The 15,713-nt window shown below is 70.2% G+C and carries 17 protein-coding genes; 7 read left to right on the forward strand and 10 right to left on the reverse strand.

Annotation, left to right across the window (positions count from 1 at the left end):
* Positions 1-16: 16 nt before the first annotated feature.
* The 3 genes from OHA77_RS06925 (at position 17) to OHA77_RS06935 (ending at position 2,686) form a co-directional block, all read left to right on the forward strand.
* Positions 17-799: an SDR family NAD(P)-dependent oxidoreductase gene (locus OHA77_RS06925; RefSeq protein WP_406316917.1), complete on the forward strand. Its 783-nt coding sequence runs from the start codon at positions 17-19 to the stop codon at positions 797-799.
* Positions 800-1,202: 403 nt separating this feature from the next.
* Entirely contained in the window at positions 1,203-1,652 is a 450-nt protein-coding gene (locus OHA77_RS06930) for a hypothetical protein (RefSeq protein WP_406316918.1), read from the forward strand.
* Between the two features lie 215 nt (positions 1,653-1,867).
* Positions 1,868-2,686, forward strand: a complete 819-nt coding sequence (locus OHA77_RS06935; RefSeq protein ID WP_406316919.1) for an NAD(P)H-binding protein — start codon at positions 1,868-1,870, stop codon at positions 2,684-2,686.
* Positions 2,687-2,853: 167 nt separating this feature from the next.
* On the opposite strand, the gene hisF is transcribed toward OHA77_RS06935, so the two are convergent.
* From hisF to hisD, 9 genes are all read right to left on the reverse strand, one after another.
* Complete coding sequence (gene hisF / locus OHA77_RS06940; protein WP_326821488.1) at positions 2,854-3,624, reverse strand: imidazole glycerol phosphate synthase subunit HisF; 771 nt, start codon at positions 3,622-3,624, stop codon at positions 2,854-2,856.
* Between the two features lie 15 nt (positions 3,625-3,639).
* Positions 3,640-4,047, reverse strand: coding sequence for a RidA family protein (locus tag OHA77_RS06945; protein ID WP_406316920.1), 408 nt, complete (start codon positions 4,045-4,047; stop codon positions 3,640-3,642).
* A 10-nt stretch (positions 4,048-4,057) separates the two neighbouring features.
* Complete coding sequence (gene priA, locus OHA77_RS06950; RefSeq protein ID WP_326821486.1) at positions 4,058-4,780, reverse strand: bifunctional 1-(5-phosphoribosyl)-5-((5-phosphoribosylamino)methylideneamino)imidazole-4-carboxamide isomerase/phosphoribosylanthranilate isomerase PriA; 723 nt, start codon at positions 4,778-4,780, stop codon at positions 4,058-4,060.
* A 4-nt stretch (positions 4,781-4,784) separates the two neighbouring features.
* The gene (locus OHA77_RS06955; protein WP_326821485.1) at positions 4,785-5,126 is read right to left on the reverse strand and encodes a hypothetical protein; all 342 of its coding nucleotides are present in this window, start codon (positions 5,124-5,126) and stop codon (positions 4,785-4,787) included.
* 57 nt (positions 5,127-5,183) lie between these two features.
* Entirely contained in the window at positions 5,184-5,819 is a 636-nt protein-coding gene (gene hisH / locus OHA77_RS06960) for an imidazole glycerol phosphate synthase subunit HisH (protein ID WP_326827054.1), read from the reverse strand.
* Positions 5,810-5,965, reverse strand: a complete 156-nt coding sequence (locus tag OHA77_RS06965) for a hypothetical protein (protein WP_326821484.1) — start codon at positions 5,963-5,965, stop codon at positions 5,810-5,812. The genes hisH and OHA77_RS06965 overlap by 10 nt, the downstream gene beginning before the upstream one ends.
* 31 nt (positions 5,966-5,996) lie before the next feature.
* Positions 5,997-6,617: an imidazoleglycerol-phosphate dehydratase HisB gene (hisB, locus tag OHA77_RS06970; protein WP_326821483.1), complete on the reverse strand. Its 621-nt coding sequence runs from the start codon at positions 6,615-6,617 to the stop codon at positions 5,997-5,999.
* Positions 6,614-7,684 (reverse strand): histidinol-phosphate transaminase, encoded by a 1,071-nt coding sequence (locus OHA77_RS06975; RefSeq protein WP_326821482.1) that lies wholly within the window; start codon positions 7,682-7,684, stop codon positions 6,614-6,616. Before OHA77_RS06975 ends, hisB begins: the two co-directional genes overlap by 4 nt.
* 109 nt (positions 7,685-7,793) lie before the next feature.
* On the reverse strand, positions 7,794-9,101 hold the full coding sequence (gene hisD / locus OHA77_RS06980) for a histidinol dehydrogenase (protein WP_326821481.1): 1,308 nt from the start codon (positions 9,099-9,101) through the stop codon (positions 7,794-7,796).
* Between the two features lie 99 nt (positions 9,102-9,200).
* On the opposite strand from hisD, the gene ybaK reads away from it, so the two are divergent.
* Complete coding sequence (ybaK, locus tag OHA77_RS06985; protein WP_406316921.1) at positions 9,201-9,701, forward strand: Cys-tRNA(Pro) deacylase; 501 nt, start codon at positions 9,201-9,203, stop codon at positions 9,699-9,701.
* Positions 9,702-9,794: 93 nt separating this feature from the next.
* Positions 9,795-11,183 (forward strand): amidase, encoded by a 1,389-nt coding sequence (locus OHA77_RS06990; RefSeq protein ID WP_406316923.1) that lies wholly within the window; start codon positions 9,795-9,797, stop codon positions 11,181-11,183.
* Between the two features lie 82 nt (positions 11,184-11,265).
* On the opposite strand, the gene OHA77_RS06995 is transcribed toward OHA77_RS06990, so the two are convergent.
* Positions 11,266-11,814: a hypothetical protein gene (locus OHA77_RS06995; protein WP_406316924.1), complete on the reverse strand. Its 549-nt coding sequence runs from the start codon at positions 11,812-11,814 to the stop codon at positions 11,266-11,268.
* Between the two features lie 96 nt (positions 11,815-11,910).
* Here OHA77_RS06995 and murA point away from each other — a divergent pair, with 96 nt between their 5' ends.
* Together murA and OHA77_RS07005 are read left to right on the forward strand one after the other, a co-directional pair.
* Positions 11,911-13,227 carry a UDP-N-acetylglucosamine 1-carboxyvinyltransferase gene (murA, locus tag OHA77_RS07000; RefSeq protein WP_406316926.1) on the forward strand — a complete coding sequence of 439 codons (1,317 nt, stop codon included), beginning with the start codon at positions 11,911-11,913 and terminating at the stop codon, positions 13,225-13,227.
* Positions 13,228-13,300: 73 nt separating this feature from the next.
* On the forward strand, positions 13,301-15,556 hold the full coding sequence (locus OHA77_RS07005; protein ID WP_406316927.1) for a transglycosylase domain-containing protein: 2,256 nt from the start codon (positions 13,301-13,303) through the stop codon (positions 15,554-15,556).
* The last annotated feature ends 157 nt before the right edge of the window (positions 15,557-15,713 follow it).

The following is a 15,713-nucleotide window of genomic DNA, read 5'->3' on the forward strand; positions in this document are numbered from 1 at the left end:
CTGACAGGAGAACGACATGACGGGCCTGAAAGGCAAGACCGCGCTGGTGACCGGCGCTTCACGGGGAATGGGCCGAGCCATCGCCCAGCGGCTGGCCGCAGACGGCGCGCTGGTGGCGGTGCACTACAGCCGCAACGCCGACGCGGCCAAGGAGACAGTGGCCACGATCGAACAGGCCGGTGGCGAGGCTTTCCCGGTCCAGGCGGAATTCGGCACGGACGGCGACGTTCGAACGTTGCTCACCGGCCTGACCACGGGCCTGCACGGGCGGCCGCTGGACATCCTGGTCAACAACGCGGCCTGCGGAAACCAGGACACGGTGCGGGCCGGGTCGATCGATCGGCTGACCCCTGGCCAGTTCGACGAGGTCTTCGCGATCAACGTGAAGGCGCCGCTGTTCCTCATCCAGGCGACACTGCCGCTGATGCCCGACGGCGGGCGCATCGTCAACATCTCCTCGCTCGCCACGCGGGTCGCCCTGCCCGGCCAGATCGCCTACGCGATGACCAAGGGCGCCCTGGAGGTCATGAGCCGGACGCTGGCGAACGCGCTCGGCGAACGCGGCATCACGGTGAACACGGTGAGCCCCGGCAGCACCGACACCGAGGTGACCGACACCCTGCACAACCCCGAGTTCCGGGCCGTCCTGACGGATCTGACCGCGCTCGGCAGGATCGGCCGGCCGGCCGACATCGCCGACGCCGTCGCATTCCTCGCCTCCGACGACGCCCGCTGGATCACCGGCAACGTGCTCGACGCCACCGGCGGCGCGTACCTCGGCCCCGGGTGGGCACGCTAGTCTCCTACCGCGCCCAGACGGCCGCCGACGCGCCTGTGGCGCCCGTGACCCGGGCGCCACAGGCGCGGTGGCGGCGCAGCCGATGGTCGTCACCAGGCCGCCACCGGCTCCGGCTCACGCGGCGGCGCCAGGCCGCGCAGCGCCCGTTCCACGGCCTCCAGCGTGCGCCGGTCGCCTGCGGCCCGTACACCGCGCCGCGATCGCATCACCGCCAAGGCGTACGGGACCGCGCCGCGCGGCATGGAGCCGAAAGCGACGGGCGTGCCGGGTGCCGCCCGCAGCGGGCGCGGCCGGGCCTTCCCGGGGCCTCACCCGACCCGTCTTGGTGATCACGATCATCTCGGTTTCCGCGATGGAAAGTCAAGTGTTGACAACTTGGAAAGTCTGGGTGACTGTTTCTGGTATGGAAACAAACGAGAGCTTCCAGCGCCCCTCCCCGGCCGAGGCCGCCGCCGCGCTGGAGACGGCCCAGCAGGCCCGCGCCGCCGGATACAGCCCGATCCCCGCCTGGTTCTTCCCCGCCGTCGGCCTGCTGGTGGCCGGCGTCATGCTGTTCCAGAGCGACGCCATCGCCCCCGAGCTGGCGCTGCTGGCCATAGCAGTGGTGATAGCGGGCTACGTGGTGACCGAGCGCGTCTACAACCGGCGGGTCAGCCGGTCCGGGATCGCGCCGCGGCACCTCACGCTCGGCCAGCAGCTGGTGCTCGTGACGCCGCTGGCCGCGCTCTGGATCGCCGGCGAGCTCCTCGACGACAGATGGGGCTGGGTCTGGGTGGTCGCGGCCGTGGTGGGCGGCTGCTGGACGGTCGGATACGGCCTCTTCCACAACCGGCGGGCACGAACCTCGGCATGACGGTCACCCGGCAAGACCGAGGACGGTTTCGACGCCACGACCCACGCGCCGAACCCGGCTGCGGAGACGGGACGTCGACCCGCGTCGGCGCCCCTCCAGTGATCTTGAGGCAGGGAGTCCGGAGCGACCCCGCAGATTCCTCCAATTGAGGACAAAAACTGGCCGCTCCGGTCAATAGCGTCTTCCTCAGAGCCCAACAGACAGAGGAGACCCCCATGACGATCCTTGTAACCGGAGCGACCGGGACCGTCGGCCGCCACATGGTCGACGAACTCCTCCAGGCCGGCCGGCGGGTACGCGCCCTCACCCGCGACCCCTCCAGAGCGGACCTCCCCGCCGAAGTGGAGATCGTGGCCGGCGACCTCACCGCGACCGACAGCCTCCTGCCCGCCCTGGACGGCGTCACCGGGATCCACCTGATCACCTTCGGCGGAGACGGATACGGACCACTCCGCAACGGCCCGGAGATCGTCGAGTCTGCCGTCAAGGCCGGCGTGCGCAAGGCCACCGTCCTGGGCGGCTGGGACGAGGGGACACTGGAACCGGCCGTCAGGGCCGGCGACCTGGACTGGACCTTCCTCCAGCCGACGGAGTTCATGTCCAACGCCCTGCACTGGACCGAGGCCGTCCGCGCGGGAGTGGTACGCGAGCCCTTCGGCGACGCCACCACCGCCATGGTCCACGAGGCCGACATCGCGGCCGTCGCCGCCAAGGCGCTGACGGAGGACGGCCACGCGGGCAGGACCTACGGCCTGACCGGCCCCGAGAGACTGACCACCCGCGACAAGGTCCGCATCATCGGCGAGACGATCGGCCGCACCATCGAGTTCGTCGAACTCACCGAAGCGCAGGCACGCGAGAAGATGGCGGCCGAAGGCCAGCCGGAAGAACTGATCGACTTCCTCATCAACGTCTTCGGCAACGTGCCGGAGGAACCCAACATCGTCAATTCCACCATCGAACAGGTCACCGGCCGCCCCGCACGCACCTTCGCCCAGTGGGCCGCCGAACACGCCGACGCCTTCCGCGCCTGACCCGATGACGGGCGCCCGTCCACCTGACCGGGTGACAGGCGCCCGTCACCCGGCGGGCCCTGCAACGGCGACAGGGCCCGCCGGACGGCCCGAAAAGGAAGCGGCCGTCCGCGAGACCGCCTGACACGGCTGCCGGCCCCCGCACCGCGAGACCGCCCGACACGGAGTCAGCGCACCGGATGCCCCGCCGCGCGCAGCGCGTCCTTCACCTCGCCGATCCGCAACTGCCCGAAGTGGAACACCGACGCCGCCAGCACCGCGTCCGCACCCGCCTCCACCGCAGGCGGGAAATCCTCCAGCTCCCCCGCCCCGCCACTGGCGATCACCGGAACCGACACGGCCGCCCGGACCGCCCGGATCATCTCCAGGTCATAACCGTGCCGGGTGCCGTCACCGTCCATGGAGTTGAGCAGGATCTCCCCCACCCCCAGCTCCTCACCCCGGCGGGCCCACTCCACCGCGTCGATGCCCGTACCCCGGCGGCCCCCATGAGTCGTCACCTCGAACCCGGACGGCGTCGCCGGACCGTCGACCACCCGGCGGGCGTCCACCGACAACACGATGCACTGCGCGCCATAGCGCTGCGACGCCTCGGTCAGCAACTCCGGCCGGGCGATCGCCGCGGTGTTCAACCCCACCTTGTCCGCCCCCGCGCGCAACAGCCGGTCCACATCCTCGACCGCACGCACCCCCCCGCCGACGGTCAGCGGAATGAACACCTGCTCGGCCGTCCGCCGCACCACGTCATACATCGTCGACCGGTCGGAACTGGAGGCCGTGATGTCGAGAAACGTCAGCTCGTCCGCCCCCTCGGCGTCATAACGCCGGGCCAGCTCGACCGGATCCCCCGCATCGCGGAGATTCTCGAAGTTGACACCCTTGACGACCCGCCCGGCATCCACGTCCAGGCAGGGGATCACTCGTACCGCGACACTCATCTCTTCACAGCTCCCTCACTCACGGTATGCCTCGACCTCGGCCTCGACAAGCATGCGCGGATCGATCAGACCCGCCACCCGCACCCCGGTGCACACCGGACGGACGTCACCGAACAGCTCGGCGTGCGCCCGGCCGACCTCGTCGTAATGGGCGTCGTCGACCACGAAGTAACGGACCCGGACCACGTCGCGGCGGGACAGCCCCGCCTTCTCCACCGCGTCCAGCGCGATACCGAAGGCGGTCAACGCCTGCCGGTAGGCGTCGCCGACATGCTGCACCTCACCCTCGACGGTGGCGGTGCACCCCGAGACCAGCACCCACGGACCCGCCACCACCGCACGGGCATAGCCGTACCGCTCCTCCCAGACACCACCGCTGAACACCCGGGCGCCCGAGCAGTGAGCCACCGCGTTCCCCCCCAAATGACGCACCCTACGAACTCACTGCGGCCAGCGCCTCTTCAAGGGTGAAAGCCTGCGCGTACAGGGCCTTGCCGACGATCGCACCCTCCACCCCGAGCGGGACCAGCTCCGCCAGCGCCCGCAGATCGTCCAGGGACGACACCCCCCCGCTGGCGACCACCGGCCGATCGGTACGGGAACAGACCTCACGGAGCAGCTCGAGATTGGGACCGCGCAGCGTACCGTCCTTGGTGACGTCGGTGACCACATAACGGGCGCAACCATCGGCCTCCAGACGCTCCAGCACCTCCCACAGGTCACCGCCCTCCTTCGTCCAGCCCCGGGCCGCGAGCGTGGTGCCGCGGACATCGAGACCGATCGCGACCCGGTCACCGTACTCAGCGATGATCTTGGAGCACCAGGCGGGATTCTCCAACGCCGCGGTACCGATGTTCACCCGCCGGCAACCCGTCGCCAGCGCCAGCTCCAACGACGCGTCATCACGGATACCACCCGACATCTCCACCTTGACATCGAGCGCGGCCACGACGGAGGCCAGCAGATCCCGATTGGAACCCCGGCCGAAAGCCGCGTCGAGATCCACCAGATGGATCCACTCCGCACCGGCCTCCTGCCAGGCCAACGCGGCCGACAGCGGGTCGCCGTAGGAGGTCTCGGTGCCCGCCGCACCCTGAACCAGGCGGACCGCCTGGCCGTCGGCGACGTCCACGGCGGGCAGCAACTCTAGCGACATCTGATCAGGACCTCCGGTCGAAAACAAGAGTGACAAAAAGCGGCACGAAAAGCACCGAAAGCACAAAAACCCCCAGTCGCGCGGCCCACGAGGACCACAACAACCAGGCGATCACCTGAACAATGAAGAACAGCACGGCCACCAGACCGTTCTGCGCACGCCGGCGACGGGCCATGATGCCGCCCTGAACCGCGATCCGCACCGGCCTGCCGGGCAGCAACGCGGTGATCCGCCCCACCCGCTCACGCCGCCGGGCCGACCTGACCTCACGCTCGGCCCGCAGAGCCGCCTGACGCGCCTGCTCGGCCTCCCGCTCGGCCCTGCGCCTGGCCCGCTCCTTACTCACCGACGACCCACCGGCAACCCGTCCGGCGACCACCCGCCGAAGAACCGGCCGGCGGACTCACTTGACGGTCCCCAGCCAGTTGGTGAGCAACTGCGCCCCGGCGTCACCCGACTTCTCCGGGTGGAACTGCGTGGCCGTCAACGGACCGTTCTCCACCGCCGCCACGAACGGGACACCATGCTCGGCCCAGGTGACCAGCGGATCGGCGAACCCCGGCCCGGCCTGCAACCCCCAGCTCCGCACCCCGTAGGAATGGACGAAATAGAAACGCGTGTCACGATCCATACCGTCGAACAGCACCGTGCCCTCCGGCGCCTCGACCGTGTTCCAGCCCATGTGCGGCAGGACCGGCGCCTCAAGCCGCTCCACCGTCCCCGGCCACTCACCACACCCCTCGGACGTGACGCCGTGCTCGACACCCGTCTCGAACAGGATCTGCATACCGACACAGATCCCCAGAACCGGCCGCCCGGCCGACAGACGCCGATCGATGATGCGGTCACCGCGCACGGCACGCAGCCCGGCCATACAGGCCGCGAACGCACCGACACCCGGAACGACGAGACCGTCGGCCTCCATCGCCGCCTCGTAGTCGGACGTCACCGTGACCTCCGCCCCGACCCGGGCCAGCGCCCGCTCAGCCGAACGGAGATTGCCCGACCCGTAGTCGAGAACCGTTACCTTCACCACCAGAGCACCGCCGCGGTAGTCGCCATGACCGCCAGGACGGCCAGCAACAGCGCGCCCTTCTTCAGTCCCTGCTTGAAAAAGGAGACGATCCCGCCGACCAGGAAAAGAGCGATGAAGGCCATCGCCGTGGCCGACCAGTTATCACTCACCGGCCCTCCCCCGCCGGACGGATCCGCCCACTCACAGCACACCCTTGGTGCTCGGCACCCCGCTCGCCCGAGGATCAAGCTCGGAGGCCTCCCGCAACGCCCGGGCCAGCGCCTTGAACTGGGCCTCGACGATGTGATGGGCATTACGCCCATAAGGCACCCGCACATGCAGGCAGATAGCCGCCTGGGCGACGAACGACTCCAGAATGTGCCTGGTCATCGTCGTGTCGTACTCCGCACCGATCATCGGCGCCATACCCTCAGGCTCGGCATGCACGAGATACGGCCGACCGGACAGATCAACCGTCACCTGCGCGAGAGCCTCATCCAACGGACACGACGCGCTACCGAACCTCCGCACACCCGACTTGTCACCCAGCGCCTCACGGAACGCCGCCCCCAACGCGAGCGAGGTGTCCTCGATCGTGTGATGGGAGTCGATGTGCAGATCACCCTCGGTCTTGACGGTCAGATCGAACAGACCGTGCTTACCGAGCTGGTTCAGCATGTGGTCGTAGAACCCGACACCGGTGGACACCTCCACGTGCCCGCTCCCGTCGAGATCGACCTCCACCAGCACCGAGGTCTCCTTCGTGACCCGCTCCACCCGGCCGAAACGCCTGGCCGACCCGGCTCCGCCGACGCTGCTCACAAGACCCCCTCCAAAGCGGCCCGGAAGGCCGCCATCTCCTCGGTCGTTCCGATCGAAACCCTCAGCCACTCCGGCGGCCCCACCTCACGGATCAACACTCCGCGCTCCAGCATGCCCCGCCAGACCGCATGCCGATCCTCGAAGCGCCCGAACAACACGAAGTTCGCATCGGAGTCGGCGGCCGCCAACCCCCTGCCGCGCAACCACTCCACCGTGGCGTCCCGCTCCGCCCGCAACGCGTCGACCGCACCGAGCAACTCGGCCCGGTGACTCAGCGCCACCCGCGCCGCCGTCTGGGTCAGCGTCGACAGGTGATACGGCAGCCGGACCAGGAGCAACGCCTCGATCACCGCCGGATGAGCGGCCAGATAACCAAGCCGGGTGCCCGCCATCGCGAACGCCTTCGACATGGTCCGCGTGACGATCAACCGGGGATTGTCCGGCAACAGGCTCAACGCCGACGGCGTGCCGGCCCGCGCGAACTCGAAATAGGCCTCGTCCACGACGACCATGCCCGGCGCCGCCGCGACGATCCGAGCGATCACCGCCGGATCGAGCGCCGTACCGGTCGGATTGTTGGGCGACGTCAGAAAGACCACATCCGGCTGGTGCTCACCGATCGCGGCAACAGCCTTATCCGGATCAATCCCGAAATCTTCCTCACGCGCCCCGGAGATCCACTCAGTCGAGGCACCCGTAGTGATGATCGGATGCATCGAATACGACGGCTCGAACCCGAGCGCCGTACGACCATGCCCCCCGAAAGCCTGCAAAATCTGCTGAAGCACCTCATTGGACCCATTAGCCGCCCAGACCTGCTCGACCCCCAGGCCATGACCCAGATAATCGGCCAGCTCACCACGGAGAGCGACGGCATCACGATCGGGATAACGGTTGAGCCCCACCGCACCACGCCGCACCGCCTCCGCCAGATCGGTGACCAGCGACGCCGAAGGCCCATACGGGTTCTCATTGGTGTTGAGCCGGACCGGGACATCGATCTGGGGAGCACCGTACGGCGACCGCCCCCGCAGATCATCCCGGATCGGCAGATCCTCAAGCTTCACGCGGACGTCTCCCCATCGAACCTCACACGGACGGACACGGCCCGGACGCCCCTCGGGGAAACGCCTCCCAGCCGCAACGGACACGGTGTCACCACGGACCCGCAGACCCTCACGAAGGCACCTCCCAGTCGAACCGCGCACGGACCGCCGCACCGTGCGCGGGCAGATCCTCGGCATCGGCGAGCACACACACATGCCCGGCCGCGCCGGCGAGGGCCTCACGGGTGTAGTCCACGACATGGATGCCGCGCAGGAAACTCTGCACCGACAACCCCGAGGAATGACAGGCACAACCACCGGTGGGCAACACATGATTGGACCCGGCGAGATAGTCACCGAGCGACACCGGCGCATACGTGCCAACGAAGATCGCCCCAGCGTTGCGGACCCGGGCCGCCAACGCAGGCGCGTCAACGGTGTGGATCTCCAGATGCTCGGCCGCATAAGCATCGACGACCCGCAGCCCCGCCTCCATGTCATCGACCAGCAAAATCGCCGACTGCCGCCCCGACAGCGCCTCGGTGATGCGCTCACCGTGCTTGGTGGCACCGACCTGGCGGGGCAGCTCACGCTCCACCGCCTCAGCCAACTCCACCGAATCGGTGACCAGGACCGCCGCGGCGATCGTGTCGTGCTCGGCCTGACTGATCAGATCAGCGGCCACATGCACCGGATCGGCCGACGCGTCGGCGAGAATCGCGATCTCGGTGGGCCCCGCCTCGGAGTCGATGCCGATCCGCCCCTTGAGCAACCGCTTGGCGGCGGCCACCCAGATGTTGCCGGGCCCGGTGACCATGGTGGCCCGCGCGCACTCCTCGGTGCCATAGGCGAACATCGCCACCGCCTGGGCACCCCCGACGGCGTAGACCTCGTCCACCCCGAGCAGAGCGCACGCGGCCAGGATCGCCGGGTGCGGCAACCCGCCGAACTCCTTCTGCGCCGGCGACGTCACCGCCAAAGACGGCACCCCCGCCTCCTGCGCCGGGACGACGTTCATCACCACGCTGGAGGGATAGACCGCCCGGCCACCGGGGACGTAGAGCCCCACCCGATCGACGGGGACCCACCGCTCGGTGACGGTGCCGCCGGGCACGACCTGGGTGGTGACGTCGGTGCGCCGCTGGTCGCGGTGGACCAGGCGGGCGCGGCGGATCGACTCCTCCAGGGCCGCCCGGACCCTGGGGTCGAGCTTCTCCAGCGCCTCGGTGACCGCCTCGGCGGGCACGCGGGTGGAGGCGAGCTCGACGCCGTCGAACCTCGCGGTCAGCTCCCGCACGGCCTCGACGCCACGATGATGCACGTCCTCGCAGATCAGCCGCACCTTCTCCAGGGCGGCTTCGACGTCGAGCTCGGCACGGGGCAGCACGTCGCGCAGGTCCTCTGGGAGGGTTCCGCGCAGGTCGGTACGGGAAATCACCTATCTAGTCTACGTAGGTCCGGCACCCGGTCCTGTTCTGTCCGCCATCCGGACACGGCCTTTACAATGTAGATTTTATTCAGCGGTTAAGGTTCTCCGATGAGCAAGAGCAGGAACAAGGGTGGACAGGGCACCCCGGCCACGGTGGCACTGACCCAGGCCGCCGCCGACTTCACCCTTCACCCCTACGAGCACGACGCCGCCGCCCAGGCCTACGGTGAGGAGGCCGCCGACGCGCTCGGCGTGCCGTACGGGCAGATCTTCAAGACGCTCGTGGCCGAGGTGGAGAGCGGGCTGGCCGTCGCCGTGGTGCCGGTGTCGGGCAAACTGGACCTGAAGGCGTTCGCGGCGGCACTGGGCAGCAAGCGGGCGGCGATGGCCGACGCGGCCAAGGTCGAACGGGTCACCGGTTACGTGGTGGGCGGGATCAGCCCGCTGGGGCAGCGCAAGCGGCTGCCGACCGTGGTCGACGCCTCGGCACTGGACTTCGCGACGATCTACTTCTCGGCCGGACGGCGCGGCCTGCAGATCGAGACCGCCCCCGCCGAGCTGGTACGGCTGACGCAGGCGGTCACCGCCCCCATCGGCAGAGCCGGTTAGGCCCCGGCGCCCGTGTCGTCAAAGGTTGACGACGCGGCACCGGGCCCCCTTCGGCGAGACTCGGCGCAGGCCGCACCCGACCGGGGAGAGCACATGCACTATCTGACCGCCACCACGATGCTCGAACTGCTGCGCACCAGGCAGGTGAGCGCGACCGAACTGCTCCAGGCGCACCTGGACCGGATCGAGGAGGTCAATCCGCGGGTCAACGCGATCGTCACCCTGGCCGCCGACCGCGCCCGGCAGGAGGCCGCGGAGGCCGACCGGGATCTGGCGAGGGGGCGCCCGCACGGGCCGCTGCACGGCCTGCCGGTCGCGCACAAGGACCTGACCGACACCGCCGGGATCCGCACCACGTACGGCTCGCCGCTCTTCGCCGACCACGTCCCCGACACCGACTCCCCCATCGTGCGGCGGATGCGCGAAGCCGGGGCGATCACGATCGGCAAGACCAACACCCCGGAGTTCGGCACCGGCTCGCACACCGTGAACAAGCTGTTCGGCGCCACCCGCAACCCCTACGACCTGTCGAAGTCGGCGGGCGGCAGCAGCGGCGGCGCCGCGGCGGCGCTGGCGACCGGGATGACGGCCCTGGCCGACGGCTCCGACATGGGCGGCTCACTGCGCAACCCGGCCTCGTTCTGCAACGTGGTGGGGCTGCGGCCGACACCCGGCCGGGTGCCGGCCCCCTCACCGACGGCGGCGTGGTTCACCCTCGGCGTGCCGGGCCCGATGGCCCGCACCGTGGCGGACCTGGCGCTGCTGATGAGCGTGATCGCCGGGTTCGACGCCGCCTCCCCCCTGTCGATCACCGAGAGCGGCACGGTCTTCACCGGACCGCTGGAGCTCGACCTGACCGGACTGCGCATCGCCTGGAGCCCGGACCTGGGCGGCCTGCCGGTCGACGCGGAGACGGCGCGGGTCACCGCCGGGGCCCCCGCGGTGCTCACCGGCCTGGGGGCGCGGGTGGAGCAGGTGGAGCTGGACCTGTCGGACGCCGAGGACGCGTTCCGGATCTACCGGGCGTGGTACTACGCCCTGTCCTTCGGCGACCTGCCCCAGGACGCCCTGGGAGAGAACGTCCGCTGGAACGTCGAGCGGGGGCGCGCGGTGACCGGGGCGGACCTGGCCAGGGCCGAGCGGCTGCGCAGCGGCCTCTACCGGCGGATGACCGGCTTCTTCGGCACCTACGACTTCCTGATCGCGCCGGTCAGCCAGGTGCCGCCGTTCCCGGTGGACGCGCCGTACGTCTCGGAGATCGACGGGCAGGAGTTGCCGGACTATCTGGCGTGGATGCGCTCGGCCTACTGGATCAGCGTGCTGCACGCCCCCGCGGCGTCCGTGCCGTGCGGGTTCACCACCGGCGGGCTGCCGGTGGGCGTGCAGATCGTCGGACCGCCCTTCGCCGACCTGGGGGTGCTGCGGCTGGCCCACGCGTTCGAGCGGGCGACCGGGCACGGCGCGCGCAGACCGGCCCTCTGACCTCGTACGACCCGCCGCACCCGGCACCGGAGCCGGCCCCGGGAGGCCCATCGGACGGGAAGGCCGCACCCGCCCGCGGGCGTCACCTGCCGCTGATGTCGTAGGAGGACACCGGCCCGTAGGGGTCCTGCCCGCCGAACGGGCGTCGCAGCGGCGAGTCACGGTATCCCGCGACGCCCTCCAGCCCGAAGAACACGCCGACGGCCAGCAGCGGCCAGGCGCACATCACCCCTGGGGCGGTCAGGCCCAGCGGGCCGGGGATCAGGGACACCGCCGCCCCGGCGGCGGTGACGCTGCCCGCCCCCAGATTGGCCGCCTGGCCGACCACCAGCGTGAGGTAGCCGCCGAGCAGGCCGCCCGCGGCCAGGCCGAGCACCACCGCGAGCGGGCGGCCGCTGCGCGACAGGCCGTAGCCGATGGCCCCGCAGGCCAGCCCGAGCGCGCCGGTGACGACCGCGAACCAGCCGTCGGCCGCGATGAGCGCCTGGGTGGAGGGATCGGCGAGCAGGGGTCCCCGCTCGGTCACGACGTACGGCGGGCGTGGCGCGAGAAGGGACCACAGGAGACCGGCGCCCACGCCCAGCAGGCCGAGCACCAGCACTGTGACGGCGAAGTCGCGCGCGTGCCGCAATGTGTCCCCCCACCCTGTGTACTGATGTGCCCGATGTTACCGACCTCTCGGCCTGTGCTCCCCGAGACTCTGACCGAATCCCGTTAGTCTGTCCTGGTGAACGAAGAGGTATGGTTGATCGAACCGTCCGGGCCGCTGCGCGGCGACGTCGAGGTCCGCGGGTCCAAGAACGGCGTCTCCAAGCACATGGTCGCCGCGATGCTGGGCGTCGGCGAGAGCACGATTCACAACGCCCCCGACGTGGGCGAGGTCGGGATCACCGCGCAGATGCTGCGGGCCCTCGGCATCGACGTGGAGATCACGCCCCGGGAGATCAGGATCGCCCAGGGGCCGCAGATCAACCCGCACGTGCCCGCCGCGTTCACCGGTCTCAACCGGATCCCCATCCTGATGCTGGGTCCGCTGCTGCACCTGGCGGGCGAGGCGTTCGTGCCGCTGGTGGGCGGCGACCCGATCGGCCGGCGGCCCGTCGACTTCCACGTCGAGGCGCTGCGCGCCATGGGGGCCGAGGTCGAGGTGAGCGACACCGGCGTCTACGCCAGGGCCAAGCGCCTGCGCGGGACCCGGATCGAGCTGCCTTACCCGAGCGTCGGCGCGACCGAGACGATCCTGATGTCGGCGGTGCTCGCCGAGGGCAAGACCGTGCTCAAGGGCGCGGCCATGGAGCCCGAGGTGGTGGAGCTCGCCCTGTTCCTGCAGCGCATGGGCGCGCGCATCGAGCTCAGCCCGGACCGGCGCATCGTGATCGAGGGCGTGGAACGGCTGCGCGGCGCCTCCACCTGGCTCAACGGCGACCGGATCGAGGCGTTCTCCTACCTGGCGGCCGGGCTGATCACCGGCGGCGAGGTCCGGGTGCACGGCTGCCCCCAGGACCGGCTGGTCACCGCGATCACCACACTCGCCCGGATGGGCGCCGAGATGGACATCACCGACGACTACGTGTCGGCGTCGGCACCGGACGGGCTGCGGGCGGCGGCGGTGCAGACCGACACGCATCCGGGGTTCATGACCGACTGGCAGACCCCGCTGATGGTGCTGTTCACCCAGGCTCAGGGCATGTCGGTGCTGCACGAGACGGTGTTCGAGAACCGCCTGGTCTATGTGCCCGCCCTGCAGAAGATGGGCTGCGAGATCGAGGTCTTCGACGTGTGCCTCGGCGGCCCCGCGTGCCGCTACCACGACACCAACGCCAAGCACTCGGCGGTCGTGCGGGGCGTGTCCAAGCTGCGCGGCGCCGACGTGACGCTGCCCGACATCCGGGCCGGGTTCTCCGCCGTGCTCGCCGCCGCCGCGGCGGAGGGCACCTCCACGTTGCGCGGGGTGCACCACATCGAGCGGGGCTACCACCGCCCGTTCGAGCAGTTCGCCTCCCTGGGCCTGAAGGTCAGCAGGGCGGAGGCCCTCCAGGGGTAAAATTTTCCACCCGGATGTTTATGGCTGATCATCCGGTTGCACCTTACTATCTGTGATATCGCGACGACACGAGGTGAGGCGCGGTCCCGCCGTGTGCCTGCCGGCGCTGCTGGCCTGCGGCGTGCTCGGCGGGCTGCTGGCGGCCGCCACGCTCCTGCCGGTGGTCGGCAGCGTCGGGATCACCACCAACAGCGTCGCGCGCACCCTGACCGACCTGCCTCCCAGCCCGCACGAGAACCCGCTCCAGCAGCGCACGGTGCTGCTGGACCGGAACGGTAAACAGTTCGCCCAGTTCTATACGGAGAATCGCACGATCGTCCCGCTGCGCAAGGTCGCCCCGGTCATGCGCCAGGCGATCGTGGCGATCGAGGACTCCCGCTTCTACGAGCACGCCGGCCTGGACATCAAGGGAACCCTCCGGGCGCTGGTGACCAACGCCCGGGCCGGCGGGGTCCGGCAGGGCGGGTCCTCCCTCACCCAGCAGCTCGTGAAGAACATCCTGGTCGAGAACGCCCAGACCAGCGCCGAGCGCGCCCAGGCCCGGGCGCCGAGCCTCAAACGGAAGATCATCGAGCTGCGGTACGCGCTGGCGATGGAGAAGAAGTACAGCAAGGCCGAGATCCTGGAGCGCTATCTCAACATCGCCTACTTCGGCGCGGGCGCGTTCGGGGTCGAGGCCGCCGCCCAGCGGTTCTTCTCGGTGCCGGCCGCCAAGCTGTCCCTGCGACAGGCCGCGACCCTGGCCGGCGCGGTGCGCACGCCGTACGCGACGGACCCGTCGCTGGACACGCAGCGCCGCAAGCGCTTACGTGAGCGCCGGGACATCGTGCTGGACAGGATGGCCCAGGTGGGGAACATCACCCAGGCCAAGGCCGACGCCACCAAGAAGGCACCCCTGCGCATCCGGCTGAAACCGGAGCCCGGCGGCTGCGCCGAGAGTGCCTACCCCTACTTCTGCCTCTACGTCCACAAGGAGCTGCTGAACAACCCCGTCTTCGGCAACACCCGCGCCGAACGGGAGCGCCGGCTGGCCAAGGGCGGCGCCGTGCTGCGCACCACGCTGGACCCGGTCGCCCAGCGGGCCGCGCAGCGCGCCATCTCCTCACGGGTCGGCGCCGACGACACCGAGGTCGCGGCCGAGGCCATGATCGAACCGGGCACCGGACGGATCCGGGCGATGGCCGCCAGCAAGAAGTACGGCCGAAACTCCGGCAACACCAACAACGGCCCCAGGACCACCTACAACCTGCCCGCCGACGTGGCGCACGGCGGCGGGCAGGGTTTCCAGGCCGGTTCCACGTTCAAGGTGTTCACCCTGGCGACCGCGCTGAGCCGGGGCTGGCGGTTCGACCAGGGCTACCTGACACCGGGCAGCTTCGTGCCCGGCTCGGGCTTCACCGACTGCCGGGGGCACAAGGTCAACGACCCCGACACCGAGATCTTCAACGCCGGCGGCGAGGGCTCGGGCGGCCCGTACAGCCTCTCCACCGGCACCTGGAAGTCGGTGAACATCTTCTACATGATGCTGGAGCAGCGGGTGGGCCTGTGCCGGGTGGTCAAGACCGCCAAGGCGCTCGGCATCGCCCGCGCGGACGGCACGCCGCTGCGCGAGGTGCCGACCTTCACCCTCGGGGCCAACGAGATGGACCCGGTGACGGTGGCGGGGGCGTTCGCCGCCTTCGGCGCGCGGGGCCGCTACTGCCGCCCGATGGCCATCAGCGACATCGTCGAGCGGAACGGCAGGCGGATCCAGGTGTCGCCGAGCTGCAACCAGGCGATCGACCGCGGGGTGGCCGACGCGGTCAACCACATCCTGTCCGGGGTGTTCACCAAGGGCACCATGACGGGCCAGGGCATCGACCGCGACGCGGCGGGCAAGACCGGCACCAACAACGGCTACACCTCGGCGTGGTTCGCCGGTTACACCCCCGACCTGGCCGCCGCGGTCAGCCTGGGCGACATCCGCGGCTCCTACCGCTACCCGCTGCGGGACGTGGAGATAGGCGGCGAATACTACGGCGAGGTCCAGGGCGCCTCCCTGCCCGGCCCGATCTGGGTGTCGTCCATGTCCGCCGCCCTGCGGGACGTCCCCCCGTCGTCCTTCCACCACCCCGACATGGGGCGTTTCGGCGGCGGTCACACCCCCGGCCTGGAGAAGGACGAGAAGGAGGAGAAGGCCGAGGAGGTGAGCAGGCGTCCCGGCGGGCGCTTCGCCAGGGAGCGCCGCGCCGTCGAGCGCGGGACGTACCGCCGGTACCGCGACCACTTCAGGGCCCGGGAGAACCGCAGGCATCACGAGTGGAGAAGGTGGATGCGCGAATGGTGGTGACCCGGCCCCGGGACCTCACCCGCGCCCGCACCGAGGTCCGGCGAACGCCGCCGCCGCGATCGTGAGCGTGTTCCGAAAGCACGAGCGGCCCCTCCGCGACCCCACCCCCGCACACGCTGAGCGATGATCCGCTACTTTGAGTAATGCTCTCTTTCTG

The sequence above is a fragment of the Streptosporangium sp. NBC_01639 genome, assembly GCF_045209755.1.
In the GTDB taxonomy this organism is placed as follows: Bacteria; Actinomycetota; Actinomycetes; order Streptosporangiales; family Streptosporangiaceae; genus Streptosporangium.

Bases quoted from the DNA above. Each gene is read 5' to 3' on its own strand.
- OHA77_RS06925 (WP_406316917.1), top strand. From the start codon at position 17: ATGACGGGCCTGAAAGGCAAGACCGCGCTGGTGACCGGCGCTTCACGG.
- hisF (WP_326821488.1), bottom strand. From the start codon at position 3,624: ATGAGTGTCGCGGTACGAGTGATCCCCTGCCTGGACGTGGATGCCGGG.
- priA (WP_326821486.1), bottom strand. From the start codon at position 4,780: ATGTCGCTAGAGTTGCTGCCCGCCGTGGACGTCGCCGACGGCCAGGCG.
- OHA77_RS06935 (WP_406316919.1), top strand. From the start codon at position 1,868: ATGACGATCCTTGTAACCGGAGCGACCGGGACCGTCGGCCGCCACATG.
- ybaK (WP_406316921.1), top strand. From the start codon at position 9,201: ATGAGCAAGAGCAGGAACAAGGGTGGACAGGGCACCCCGGCCACGGTG.
- OHA77_RS06930 (WP_406316918.1), top strand. From the start codon at position 1,203: ATGGAAACAAACGAGAGCTTCCAGCGCCCCTCCCCGGCCGAGGCCGCC.
- OHA77_RS06990 (WP_406316923.1), top strand. From the start codon at position 9,795: ATGCACTATCTGACCGCCACCACGATGCTCGAACTGCTGCGCACCAGG.